General features: G+C 71.6%; 10 protein-coding genes. 5 read left to right on the forward strand and 5 right to left on the reverse strand.

Going from position 1 to position 12,449, the window contains the following annotated elements:
* The first annotated feature begins 5 nt into the window (after positions 1 to 5).
* Together M8J73_RS08580 and M8J73_RS08585 are read left to right on the forward strand one after the other, a co-directional pair.
* Positions 6 to 629 (forward strand): DUF305 domain-containing protein, encoded by a 624-nt coding sequence (locus M8J73_RS08580; RefSeq protein WP_055542419.1) that lies wholly within the window; start codon positions 6 to 8, stop codon positions 627 to 629.
* A gap of 563 nt (positions 630 to 1,192) precedes the next feature.
* Positions 1,193 to 3,145 (forward strand): S53 family peptidase, encoded by a 1,953-nt coding sequence (locus tag M8J73_RS08585; protein WP_249828412.1) that lies wholly within the window; start codon positions 1,193 to 1,195, stop codon positions 3,143 to 3,145.
* A gap of 258 nt (positions 3,146 to 3,403) precedes the next feature.
* On the opposite strand, the gene M8J73_RS08590 is transcribed toward M8J73_RS08585, so the two are convergent.
* The 5 genes from M8J73_RS08590 to M8J73_RS08610 form a co-directional block, all read right to left on the reverse strand.
* Positions 3,404 to 3,850, reverse strand: coding sequence for a VOC family protein (locus tag M8J73_RS08590; protein ID WP_055542284.1), 447 nt, complete (start codon positions 3,848 to 3,850; stop codon positions 3,404 to 3,406).
* Between the two features lie 252 nt (positions 3,851 to 4,102).
* Positions 4,103 to 5,344 carry an MFS transporter gene (locus M8J73_RS08595; protein WP_249828413.1) on the reverse strand — a complete coding sequence of 414 codons (1,242 nt, stop codon included), beginning with the start codon at positions 5,342 to 5,344 and terminating at the stop codon, positions 4,103 to 4,105.
* A 137-nt stretch (positions 5,345 to 5,481) separates the two neighbouring features.
* Positions 5,482 to 6,531 carry an endonuclease/exonuclease/phosphatase family protein gene (locus tag M8J73_RS08600; RefSeq protein ID WP_055541893.1) on the reverse strand — a complete coding sequence of 350 codons (1,050 nt, stop codon included), beginning with the start codon at positions 6,529 to 6,531 and terminating at the stop codon, positions 5,482 to 5,484.
* A gap of 243 nt (positions 6,532 to 6,774) precedes the next feature.
* Entirely contained in the window at positions 6,775 to 7,410 is a 636-nt protein-coding gene (locus tag M8J73_RS08605) for a TetR/AcrR family transcriptional regulator (protein ID WP_055541892.1), read from the reverse strand.
* A 90-nt stretch (positions 7,411 to 7,500) separates the two neighbouring features.
* On the reverse strand, positions 7,501 to 9,078 hold the full coding sequence (locus M8J73_RS08610; RefSeq protein ID WP_055541891.1) for an MFS transporter: 1,578 nt from the start codon (positions 9,076 to 9,078) through the stop codon (positions 7,501 to 7,503).
* A 190-nt stretch (positions 9,079 to 9,268) separates the two neighbouring features.
* Here M8J73_RS08610 and panB point away from each other — a divergent pair, with 190 nt between their 5' ends.
* The 3 genes from panB (at position 9,269) to M8J73_RS08625 (ending at position 12,405) form a co-directional block, all read left to right on the forward strand.
* Positions 9,269 to 10,135: a 3-methyl-2-oxobutanoate hydroxymethyltransferase gene (gene panB, locus M8J73_RS08615; RefSeq protein ID WP_055541890.1), complete on the forward strand. Its 867-nt coding sequence runs from the start codon at positions 9,269 to 9,271 to the stop codon at positions 10,133 to 10,135.
* A gap of 378 nt (positions 10,136 to 10,513) precedes the next feature.
* Positions 10,514 to 11,539 carry an ATP-binding cassette domain-containing protein gene (locus M8J73_RS08620; protein WP_055541179.1) on the forward strand — a complete coding sequence of 342 codons (1,026 nt, stop codon included), beginning with the start codon at positions 10,514 to 10,516 and terminating at the stop codon, positions 11,537 to 11,539.
* On the forward strand, positions 11,536 to 12,405 hold the full coding sequence (locus M8J73_RS08625) for an ABC transporter permease (protein WP_240501585.1): 870 nt from the start codon (positions 11,536 to 11,538) through the stop codon (positions 12,403 to 12,405). Before M8J73_RS08620 ends, M8J73_RS08625 begins: the two co-directional genes overlap by 4 nt.
* Positions 12,406 to 12,449: the final 44 nt, after the last annotated feature.

The following is a 12,449-nucleotide window of genomic DNA, read 5'->3' on the forward strand; positions in this document are numbered from 1 at the left end:
GACGGATGAAGCACATCGGTTGGATCGCCTCCGGCGCCGCGGCGGTACTCGTCGCGGCCGGGGCGATCACGTACGCGGTCGCCGACGGCGACGACTCCGGGATGAAGGCCCCCGCCACGGACTCCGCGGACGCGGGGTTCGCCCGGGACATGGCGGTCCACCACCAGCAGGCCGTCGAGATGTCGTACATCGTCCGTGACCGCACGGACGACGAGGAGATCCGGCGGCTCGCGTACGACATCGCGCAGACCCAGGCCAACCAGCGCGGCATGATGATCGGCTGGCTCGACCTGTGGGGTCTGCCGAAGGTGTCGTCGCAGAAGCCGATGGCCTGGATGGGCATGGGCGACATGGCCTCCGGCGAGGACGGCTCCCTGATGCCCGGCATGGCGACCGACGCGGAGATGGCGAAGCTGGGCAAGCTCAACGGCAAGCAGGCCGAGATCTTCTTCCTCCAGCTGATGACCGACCACCACAAGGGCGGCATCCACATGGCGGAGGGCTGCGTCGCCAAGTGCACGGTCGGCGTGGAGAAGAAGCTGGCCCAGGGCATGGTCAACGCCCAGGAGTCCGAGATCTCGCTGATGACGGACCTGCTGAAGGCCCGGGGGGCCGCACCCCGCCCGTAGGACGACACCCGCCCACGCCCCCACCGGCCCGCCCGACACAACATCGGGCGGGCCGACTGCTGTGACACAAGGGGCCCGGTCCACCGCCTGCGCCCCATCCGGCCCCGTTCACCGCCTCCGGCCCATCCGGCCCCGTTCACCGCCTCCGGCCCCCCGGCTCCGTCCGTTGCCTCCGGCCCGTCCGGTCACCTCCATCACCTCCGGCCCATCCGGCCCGGTCCACCGCCTCCGGCCCACCCGGTCACCCCCACCACCGCCGGCCCGTCCGGCCGCATCCGCCATCCGTCCACCGCCCCTTGGCGCGTCCGGCAGTTCAGCACCTCAGCCCTTCGGTGGGCATGACGCCCCGGGGAGGTATGCCGCAAATCGCTTGCGCATACGGTTCCTTGGGGCGTCGATACGTTCGCTTGGGCGCTTCTTGGCCCAGCCGTGCCCCGAGCCATTCCCTGGCATGAACGGTTCATCGCGAGAGTGGCCGAGGCCGAGTGATCCACACGTATCCACCGGATCCGCTCGGCCCACCCCACCCACTCGCGACGAACCGCATCCCAGGGAGTTCATCCATGAGATCCACGAGGTCACGGCGTGCCGCGCTGCGCGCCGGCGCGAGCCTGGCCACGGCACTGCCCCTGCTCGCCGGCGCGCTGACGCTGGGGGCGCCCGCGGCGCAGGCCGCGCCCCACCCCGGCCGGGACACCCTGCGGGGGACGAGGCCCGCGTGGGCCACCGCCCGGGCCGACCGGGGAGCCGCCGCCGACAACTCCTCCGTCTCTCTCCGCGTCTACCTGGCCGGCCGGGACGCCGACGGGCTGGCCGCCTACGCCAGGGCCGTCTCCGACCCGTCGTCGGCGTCGTACGGCAGGTATCTGAGCGCCGCGCGGGCGCGGGCACGCTTCGGCGCGACCCCCGCGCAGGTCTCGGCCGTGAAGTCCTGGCTCGAGGGGGCCGGGCTGCGCATCACCGGCACGACCCGGCGCTATGTCACGGTCACCGGTGAAGTGGCGGCCGCCGAGCGGGCCTTCGGCACCGAGCTGCACAACTACCGCAAGGACGGCCACACCTATCGCGCACCCACCACGACGGCCTCCGCACCGGCCACCCTGAACGGCGCCGTCCTCACCGTCACCGGCCTGGACACTGCACCCCACCGGGCCACCCACGACGACCAACTGCCGCCGCCGGGCGCCGTGTTCCGCAACTCCGGACCGTTCTCCTCGTACTACGGCTCGAACATCGCGAGCACCCTGCCGGACGCGTACGGCAAGAAGATCCCGTACGCCGTGAAGGGCTACACCGGCCGACAGCTGCGGGCCGCGTACGGCGCGGGCCGGTACACCGGCAAGGGGGTGCGGGTCGCGATCACCGACGCGTACGCCTCCCCGACCATCGTCGCGGACGCGGCCGCCTACGCGGGCCTGCACGGCGACGCGCCGTACGCCGCAGGGCAGTTGCGCCAGGTCCTGCCGAAGAACTACACCCATACCGACGACTGCCAGGCGTCCGGCTGGTACGGCGAGGAGACCCTCGACGTCGAGGCCGTGCACGCGGTGGCGCCGGACGCGCGGATCACCTATGTGGGCGCCTCGTCCTGCCAGGACGACGACCTGCTCGACGCGCTCGGCACGATCGTCGACGGCCACCTCGCCGACATCGTCTCCAACTCCTGGGGCGACATCGAGGCCCACCAGACGCCCGACCTCGCGGCCGCCTACGACCAGGTGTTCCAGCTGGGCGCGGTCGAGGGCATCGGCTTCTACTTCTCCTCCGGTGACAACGGGGACGAGGTCGCCAACACCGGGACGAAGCAGGTCGACACCCCGGCGAACTCGGCGTGGGTGACGGCGGTCGGCGGTACGTCCCTCGCGGTCGGCAGGAACGACACGTATCTGTGGGAGACCGGCTGGGGCACGCTCAAGGCGACGCTCGCCGACGACGGCGGGAGCTGGACGGGCTTCCCCGGCGCCTTCACCTCCGGCGCGGGCGGCGGCACCAGCAGGACGGTCGCCGAGCCGTTCTACCAGCGGGGTGTCGTCCCGCACGCCCTCGCCACCGCCAACAGCGCGGCCGGCAACCGCGTCGTCCCCGACATCGCGGCGATCGCCGACCCCAACACCGGTTTCCTGGTCGGACAGACGCAGTCCTTCCCGGACGGGTCGCAGCGGTACAGCGAGTACCGGATCGGCGGCACCTCCCTCGCCGCGCCGGTCATCGCGGCCGTCCAGTCCCTCGCCCAGCAGGCCCGCGGCGGCCGGCCGCTCGGCTTCGCCAACCCGGCGATCTACGCCCGCTACGGCACGAAGGCGTACCACGACGTGACGGACACCCCCCTGGGCGCCGGCACGGGTCTGGCCGTGGCCCGCGTCGACTACGCCAACACGTACGACGCCTCCGAGGGGTTGGTCACGTCCGTGCGCACGCTCGGCCGGGACAGCTCCCTGACGGCGGTACGCGGCTACGACGACGTGACGGGCGTGGGATCGCCCGCGCGGGGTTACGTGGAGTCCTACGTCCGGTGAGGTGAGCGAAGCGCGGGTGGGGCGCCCGTACGCGGACGACCGGGGCGCCCCGCCCACCGCACGACCCCGGCCGCCCGCACGGCGTCATGGTCCATTGACGAGCCTGGGCAGTGCCGCGGGCATCGCCGACGCCGATCCCCCGTTCACGTGCCAGAACGGCGGTGGCAACATCCCCAAGGGCAACCGCAACGGCCTCGACGTGGCGTGCGCAGGCGCCGCGGTGTCTCCGTGTCGGGGCCCCGCAGTCGCGGGCCGGTCTCACCGCTCCCGTGCGGCCAGGTCCGCCAGCACACGGTGCAGCGGCTCCGTGGCGCGGCGGCGGTACTCCTGGATCGCCCAGCCGTTCCCGTCGGGGTCGGTGAAGTACATGAACGTGGCGCCGTCGTCGGGGGCGTACTGGACGGGCTCGGAAACGTCGAGCCCCCGTTCGACGAGTTCGGCGCGGGCGGCCTTGATGTCGGCGACGCAGAGCTGGAGGCCCTGGTAGGAGCCGGGGGCCGGTTTGGGGCCGGGGGCCATCTCCCAGATCATGTCGCCCAGCGCGATCGAGCAACCGGAGCCCGGCGGCGTCAGCTGGACGATGCGCATGCCGGGCATGACCTCCTGGTCGATGTCGACGTGGAAACCGACCTTGTCCCGGTAGAAGTCCCGGGCCCGGTCGATGTCGGTCACGGGCAGCGGGATCACTTCGAGCGAGATGTCCATCTGGTCCTCCTGGTCCTCCAGGTCGCCGTCGACGGGAGCACGGAAGCGCCGCACGCCGAGGGCGTACGCCTCCGGCGCGCTCATCACGCGAACCGCCGGCGCGTCCGACTGAACGGGTTCTCCCTCACCGAAGCGGAAATCCACGCGGGCCGCCACCGGGTCGGGGCGATACGGGGGCACACGGCTCGCCCAGCGGAGGGCCCAGCGGGACGGGGCCAGCAGGGCGGTGCCGGCGGGGCGGGGCGGGCGCCCTCAGCCCCGTACCGGCTCCGGCTCCGACTCCCGGGCGGGCACGTGCGAGGCCACCAGGCGGCCCCCGGTCGCCTGCGCGGCCCGTGCCGCGGTCGCGCGGCGGACGTCCACCGCGTAGGCGACCGCCGCGACCCCGAGGCCGAGGACGGCGAGGCCCGCTCCGACGACCGCCGGGGACGTGGTGCCGAGGCCCAGGGAGAGGGCGAGGCCGCCGATCCAGGCGCCGCCGGCGTTCGCGAGGTTGAAGGCGGCCTGGTTGGCGGAGGACGCGAGGGACGGGCCGGAGGCGGCCTTCTCCATGACCATCAGCTGGAGGGGCGAGCCGGTGACGAACGCGGCGACGCCGAGGAGGACCACCGCCAGGGCCGCGCTCCACTGGGCGGACATGAACACCGGGAACAGCGCGAGGACCACGACCAGGGAGGTCAGGCCGCCGAAGAGGGTGCCCCGCATCGAGTGGTCCGCGAGACGGCCGCCGGCCAGGTTGCCGATAGTCGCGCCCACCCCGAACAGGGCCAGCAGCAGGGTGACGCTGCTGTCGGCGTACCCGGCGGAGCCGGTGAGCATCGGGGTGATGTAGCTGTACGCGGAGAACAGCGCGGCGAAACCGGCGACGGTCGTGCCGAGGGCCAGCCAGACGGGCAGGGAGCGCAGGGCGCCCAGTTCGCCGCGCAGCCCGGTTCCCGGCGCCGTGGCGTGGTCGTGCGGGAGCAGCGCGGCCAGCGATCCGATGGCGGCGAGACCGATGGCGCTCACGCCGAGGAAGGTGACCCGCCAGCCGAACTCCTGGCCGAGCAGCGTCGCCACGGGGACACCGGCGATGTTCGCGACCGTCAGCCCGAGGAACATCAGCGAGACCGAGCGGGCCTTGCGCTCCGGTGCGACGAGCCCGGTGGCGACGACCGCGCCGACGCCGAAGAAGGCGCCGTGCGGCAGACCGCTGAGGAAGCGGGCGGCGAGCAGCCAGTGCTCGTCGGGGGCGAGCGCGGAGAGCGCGTTGCCGGCCACGAACAGGGCCATCAGCCCGATGAGGACCGTGCGGCGGGGCATCCGGGCCGTGGCCGCCGCGAGCAGCGGGGCACCGACGACGACGCCGAGCGCGTACGCGGAGACGAGGTGGCCGGCGGCGGGGATCGAGACACCGAGGTCGGCCGCGACGTCGGGCAGCAGGCCCATCATCACGAACTCGGTCGTCCCGATCCCGAAGGCTCCTACGGCGAGGGCGAGCAGGGCCAAGGGCATGGGGAGACCTTTCGGGAAGCAGGAGAGCAGGGGGAAGCAGGGAACCCCAAGGACCCCTCGGGATTCCTCCCCACTATATGTTCACTGACGGAACAAACTCTCCGGGCTCTCCATTCCCGCCCCGCTGACCTGCGGTATCAGCGATCTGACGTGGTGATCGTCACCCGTGCCGCCACCGGCAGGTGGTCGCTGCCCGTCGCCGGGAGGGTCCAGGACGCCGTCGGCTCGAGACCCCGGACCATGATCTGGTCGATCCGGGCCATCGGGAACGACGCCGGCCAGCTGAAGCCGAAGCCGTCGCCGGCCGCGCCCTGGGTGGAGCGCATCTGGGCGGTGACGGCGTTCAGGGCGCGGTCGTTCATGGTGCCGTTGAGGTCACCCAGGAGGACCACGTCCTGGAGGGGCTCGTCGGCGATGGCCTCACCCAGCGCGTTGGCGCTCCTGTCGCGCTGGCGGGCGGTGAACCCTGCCGCCAGCTTCACCCGCACCGAGGGCAGATGGGCGACGTACACGGCCACCGGGCCCTCGGGGGTGGTCACGGTGGAGCGCATGGCGCGCTGCCAGCCGAGCTTGATGTCGACGGGCTTGGTGGCGCTCATCGGGTACTTGCTCCACAACCCGATGGTGCCGACGACCTCGTGGTGGGGGTACGTCGTGGCGAGCGCCTTCTCGTACACCGGCACCGCGGCCTCCGTCAGCTCCTCCAGGGCGACGACGTCCGCGCCGGAGGCGGCGACGTCCCCGGCGGTGCCGGACGGGTCGGGGTTGTCCGCGTTGACGTTGTGGGTGACGACCATGAGGTCGCCGCCGCCGCCGGTCTTGCTGGTGACGAGTCCGCCGAAGAGGTTCAGCCAGACGATCGTGGGGACCAGCACCGCGATCAGCGCGATCGCCGACCTGCGGACGATCGCCAGGACCAGCAGCAGCGGGATCGCGATGCCCAGCCAGGGCAGGAACGTCTCGGTCAGACTGCCCAGGTTGCCCACACTGTTGGGGACCTGGGCGTGCAGCACCATCGCGAGCGCGACGAGCAGGGCGAGGACCGCGACGACGGCGCCGCGCCGCCAGATCCCGCGGTCGCCTCTCCAGCCGCCGAACCACCGGCCGAGCAGGCGCCGGAGCCGGGATCCTTCGCGGCCCTCGCCCGTGCCGCCGCCGCCCGTCTCCGTCATGTACGCCTGCGCCATACCGTCGCCTCACAACCTGCCGTGCACACCGTCCCCCGCGCCCGGGGAGTGCCGGGAAGTCCACGACACCGGGGTGTGGTGCGGGACTTCGAGGCACCCCCTAGACCCTAGGGGATGATCGCCGTCGATCCTGCCGCCGCGTGGCGGCCGTACGGGCACGAGGACGAACAACCCGCTGTTCGGAGTTCCGAACCGGCGGTGAACGGGTGAGCTCTGTAACGGAATGCGAACATTCGCTGTGACTCAGCTCGCAGGCGGACGCAGCCCTTGGAGCACCGTGTCGACCACGACCTCCGCGAGGTCCTCGGGGAGCGGGGAGTCGGGACGCATGATGGTGCGCACGAGCATCGGGCCGAAGAAGAGGTCGCCGATGAGATCGAGGTCGACGTCCGAGCGCAGTTCGCCGTTGTCCTGCCCGCGCCGCAGGATGTCGGCGAGGATCCGGCGGCGAGGGTTGACGACGTTCGCGTGGTAGGCGTCCCAGATCTTGGGGCTGGACTTCATCTGGGCGAAGACGTTGTGCAGGATCGCCGAGGAGCGGTTGACGAGTCCGCGTCGGCGGACGGCCTCCAGCAGGACGACCAGGTCGTCGCGCATGGAGGTGCCGGCCAGGACCGGGTCGGGCGGTTCTGCGGCGCGCAGGACGTCGACGAAGAGCTCCTCCTTGCCGCGCCACCGGCGGTAGATGGTGGCCTTTCCGACACCGGCGGTGCGGGCCACCCGTTCTATGGACAGCTCCGCGAGGGGCACACCGTCCTCCAGGAGCTTCATCACGCCCTCGATGATGGAGCGCTCCACGGCCTCGCTGCGGGGCCGCCCCCGCACGGGGCTCACTTCCCGGGCCCGTCCGTCCTGGGTCCGGCTTCCGGCGAGGCTCACGGTCCACTCCGTCTCTGTCGTCGCACCGGGGTGATTCTCCCCCGGCCGCGACCCCGAAGGGCGCCCCCCTTCCGCCCCGTTGGCTGAACCTCAGTGCTCCTGGACCACCAACTCGGCCTCCTTCTGGTCCGGTTGGCCGCCCGTCGGCCGGCCCGGCAGGAAGACGGCCATGGCGACCGCCCCGAGGACGGCCACGGCGGCCCCGCACAGTGCCGTCACGTGCATGGCGTGCAGGAAGGCGTCGTGGGCCGGGCCGACGAGGGCCGCGCCCCGGTCGCCGAGACGGGCGGCGAGACCGAGGGTGGCCTCGATGGACTCGGCGGCGGCGTGCGGGGCGCCGGCCGGCAGCTTGTCCTCGATCCCGGAGCGGTACGCGGTGGACAGCACGGAGCCGAGGACGGCGATGCCGAGGGCGCCGCCGACCTGGCGGAAGGTGTTGCTGAGCGCGGACGCGGAGCCCGCCTTCTCACGGGGCAGGGCCTGCATGATGACGACGCTCAGCGGGGTCATGACGTGGGCCATGCCGACACCCATGAGGAAGAAGATGACCTCGAGGAGCCAGATCGGTGTGTCCCCGTCCAGGACGGCGAACGCGGCCAGCATCCCGGCGATCAGCAGCATGCCCGCCGTGCACACCGCGCTGTTGCCGAAGCGGTCGACGACGAGTCGGGCGCGCGGCGCGAACACCAGCTGGGCGACGGCCAGCGGCAGCATCAGCAGACCGGTCTGCAGCGGCGAGTAGCCGCGGACGGTCTGGGTGTAGAAGACCGAGAAGAAGGTCACGCCCATCAGGGCGAAGAAGACCAGGCCGATCACACCGATGGCCGCGGAGAAGACCTTGTTCCGGAAGAACGAGATGTCGATGGACGGGTGGTCGCTGCGCTTCTCGAACAGGACGAACGCGGTGAGGACGGCGAGACCGGCGGCGATGGCACCGAGGACCGTGGCGTCGGTGAAGTCGGCGAGCTGGCCGCCCCGGATGATGCCGTAGACGAGCAGCACCAGACCGACGACGGAGAGCAGCACACCGACGGGGTCGATCCGGCCCGGGTTCGGGTCGCGGGAATCGGGCACCAGCCAGAGCATCAGGCCGAGCGCGAGGACGACGATCGGTACGTTGATCAGGAAGACCGAGCCCCACCAGAAGTGGTCCAGCAGGACACCGCCGGTGATGGGGCCGATGGCGATGGCGAGGCCGACGCCGCCCGCCCAGATGCCGATGGCCTTCGGCTGCTCCTCGCGTTCGAAGACGTTCATCAGGACGGCGAGGGTGGCGGGCATCACGAAGGCGGCGCCGAGACCCATGACCGCGCGGAACGCGATGAGCTCCACGGGCGAGCCGGAGCCGGCCGCCAGCGCCGAGCCGAGGCCGAAGACGACCAGACCGCCGAGCAGCACCTTCTTGCGGCCGAGCCGGTCGCCGAGCAGGCCCGCGGTGAACAGCAGTCCCGCGAAGACGAGCGTGTAGGCGTTGATCGCCCATTCCAGCTCGCTCTGCGTGGCGCCGAGACCGGTCGGCTCGGGGGTGGAGATCGTCTTGATGGCGACGTTGAGGATCGAGTTGTCGAGCACCACGATCAGCAGGCTCAGCATCAGCACGCCGAGGATCGCCCAGCGGCGCCGGTGCACCGCTTCCGGTATCCGGGATTCAGGGGCTGCGGAAGTCATGCCTTCGAGAGTAGGCCATTTCCGATACGAGACCGTCTCGTATCGGAATTCTTTTACCGAGGTCTTACGTGACGGGCGCCTGAACGGTCACACGCACCCGCTCTGGCCCTCGCCGGGACGAGGTGCCACCATGGAGTCGGTCCGGGGACGCCGTCAGGGCGCCTCGAGATGACATGAAGGAGCCGTGGCAATGACGCAGCTTTCGGCTGCCCAGACGAAGCCCTCCGACGGCAGCAAGGCGCTGTACGGGGGCAAGGGCACACGCCGCATCACCGTCCGCGACATCGCCCTCGCCAAGGAACGCGGCGAGAAGTGGCCGATGCTCACCGCGTACGACGCGATGACCGCGTCCGTCTTCGACGAGGCCGGGATCCCGGTCATGCTCGTCGGCGACTCGGCGGGCAACTGTCACCTGGGGTACGACACGACCGTGCCCGTCACCCTCGACGAGATGGCCATGCTGTCGGCGGCCGTCGTACGGGGCACCAGCCGTGCCCTGATCGTCGGCGACCTGCCCTTCGGCTCCTACCAGGAGGGCCCGGTGCAGGCGCTGCGCTCGGCGACCCGGCTGGTGAAGGAGGCCGGGGTGGGGGCCGTGAAGCTGGAGGGCGGCGAACGGTCGTACGAGCAGATCCGGCTGCTGGTGGAGTCCGGCATCCCCGTGATGGCCCACATCGGTCTCACCCCGCAGTCCGTCAACGCGATGGGCTACCGGGTGCAGGGCCGCGGCGAGGAGGCGGCGGCGCAGCTGCTGCGCGACGCGAAGGCCGTGCAGGACGCGGGCGCGTTCGCGGTGGTCCTGGAACTGGTCCCGGCGGAGCTGGCCGCGGAGGTCACGCGGGTGCTGCACATCCCGACCGTGGGGATCGGTGCGGGGGCGGAGACCGACGCGCAGGTCCTGGTGTGGACGGACATGCTCGGGCTGACCGGCGGGCGGGTACCGAAGTTCGTGAAGCAGTACGCGGACCTGCGGGGCGTCATGACCGACGCGGCGAAGGCGTTCGCGGAGGACGTGGTCGGCGGGACGTTCCCGCTGGAGGAGCACTCGGTTCACTAGGCCGTTGGTCTGGTGGCCCTACAGCCACTGCGGTACGGAGCAGCCCGCCGATCTTCCCCCAGTCGGCGGGCTGTGGCGTTGGGGCGCGTCATGACTCGGGGGTGCGGGTGCGTGGGCGACTGCGGGTGGGTGGGGGCTGGTCGAGCAGTTCCCCGCGCCCCTGAGAAGCGACCGGGGCTGCGCCCCGTGCTTTTCACGGGAAGGGTGGGCCGCAGGCCCGTCCCTCCAGGGGCGCGGGGAACTGCTCGACCAGCCCCCACCGGCCCGCACCCGCCCAACGAACAGCGCACCCCCGAGCTACTGGGCGCCCGGCACCCCGCCGCGCGCTGTCGGTGACTTGTCGGTCGTTTGTCGGCGGCCCCTGACACCGTCGTCCGCATGACACGAATCGACAAGGAACCCAGCGGCGCGACCCGCGCTGTCACCGTACGGGGGCTGGTCAAGCACTACGGCGAGACCAGGGCGCTGGACGGTGTCGATCTGGACGTCCGCGAGGGCACCGTGATGGGCGTGCTCGGCCCGAACGGCGCCGGCAAGACCACACTCGTCCGGTGCCTGTCCACGCTCGTCACGCCCGACTCGGGGCAGGCGACCGTGGCCGGCTACGACGTCGTGCGCCAGCCGCGCGCCCTGCGCCGGGTGATCGGCCTGACCGGCCAGTACGCCTCGGTGGACGAGAAACTCTCCGGCTTCGAGAACCTCTACATGATCGGCCGTCTGCTCGACCTGTCCCGCAAGGACGCCCGGGGCCGGGCGAACGGTCTGCTGGAGCGGTTCTCACTGACCGAGGCGGCGGGGCGCCCGGTGGCCACCTACTCCGGCGGTATGCGGCGGCGGCTCGACCTCGCCGCGTCGATGATGGGCCGCCCGGCCGTGCTCTACCTGGACGAGCCGACGACCGGCCTGGACCCGCGCACCCGCATCGAGGTGTGGGACGAGGTCAAGCGCATGGTCGGCGACGGGGTGACCGTGCTGCTGACCACCCAGTACATGGAGGAGGCCGAGCAGCTGGCCTCCGAGCTGACCGTGATCGACCGCGGCAAGGTCATCGCCAAGGGCGGCATCGACGCACTGAAGGCGCAGGTCGGCGGCCGTACGCTGCGCGTCCGCCCGGTCGACCCGGCGCAGCTGCGACCGCTCGCGCGGGAACTGGACGACCTGGGGATCACCGGGCTCGCCACCACCACCGTCGACACCGAGAACGGCACCCTGCTCGTGCCGATCCTCAGCGACGAGCAGCTCACCGCCGTCGTCGGCGCGATCAGCGACCGCGGCATCACCATCGGCTCGATCAGCACCGAACTGCCCAGTCTCGACGAGGTGTTCCTCTCCCTCACCGGCCACAAGGCCAGTGCCCCGCAGGACCCGGCCCCGTCCACCACCTACGAGGAGGTCGCCGTATGAGCTCCCACCCGTCGCCCACCGCCACCCTGAACGAGGCGCTGCGCGCCGCCCCTTTGAACACCCTCCCCCGCACCGGTGACGCCGACGGTCGGATCGGGCTGCGCGCGCAGGCCCGGCACACGGGCGCGCTCGTGCGCCGCAATCTGCTGTGGATCCGCAACGACCCGCAGTCCGTCGCGGACGCGGTCCTCATGCCGATCGTCTTCGCCCTGCTGTTCGTGTACGTCTTCGGCGGCTCCATCGGGCAGGCGCTGGGCGGCGGCCAGGAGCGGTATGTGCAGTACGTGATCCCGGGACTGATGGCGATGCTCGGCATGAACATCGCGATGGGCGTCGGCACCGGCTTCAACGAGGACTTCCAGAAGGGCATCATGGACCGCTTCCGGTCGCTGCCGATCGGCCGGTCCTCGGTGCTGCTCGCGAAGATCTCCGTCGAGCTGCTGCGCATGCTGCTCGCCACGACCATCCTGCTGACCGTCGCCGTCCTCATCGGCTTCGACATCACCAACTGGCCGGGCCTGTTCGCCGCGGTGGGCCTGTCCGTGGTCTTCGGCTCGTCCCTGATGTGGATCTTCCTGGTGCTGGGCGTGACCCTGAAGAACGCGCAGTCGGTGCAGGCGATGGGCTTCCTGGTGCTGTTCCCGCTCCAGTTCGGCTCGTCGATCTTCGCGCCGCCGCAGTCGATGCCGGGCTGGCTGCGGAGCTTCACCGACTACAACCCGCTGTCCTCCCTGGCGGACGCCGCGCGCGGTCTGATGACGGGCGGGCCGGTCGCCCACGACGTGATGATCACGCTCGGCTGGTCCGTGATCCTGACGGCGGTCATGGCGCCGATCGCGATCCACAAGTTCCGCACCAAGAGCTGATCCGCCGGTCAGGGCGCCGGACGGGCGTCGGATCAGGGCGCCGG

It is taken from the genome of Streptomyces neyagawaensis, from assembly GCF_023516595.1.
Lineage (GTDB): Bacteria > Actinomycetota > Actinomycetes > Streptomycetales > Streptomycetaceae > Streptomyces > Streptomyces neyagawaensis.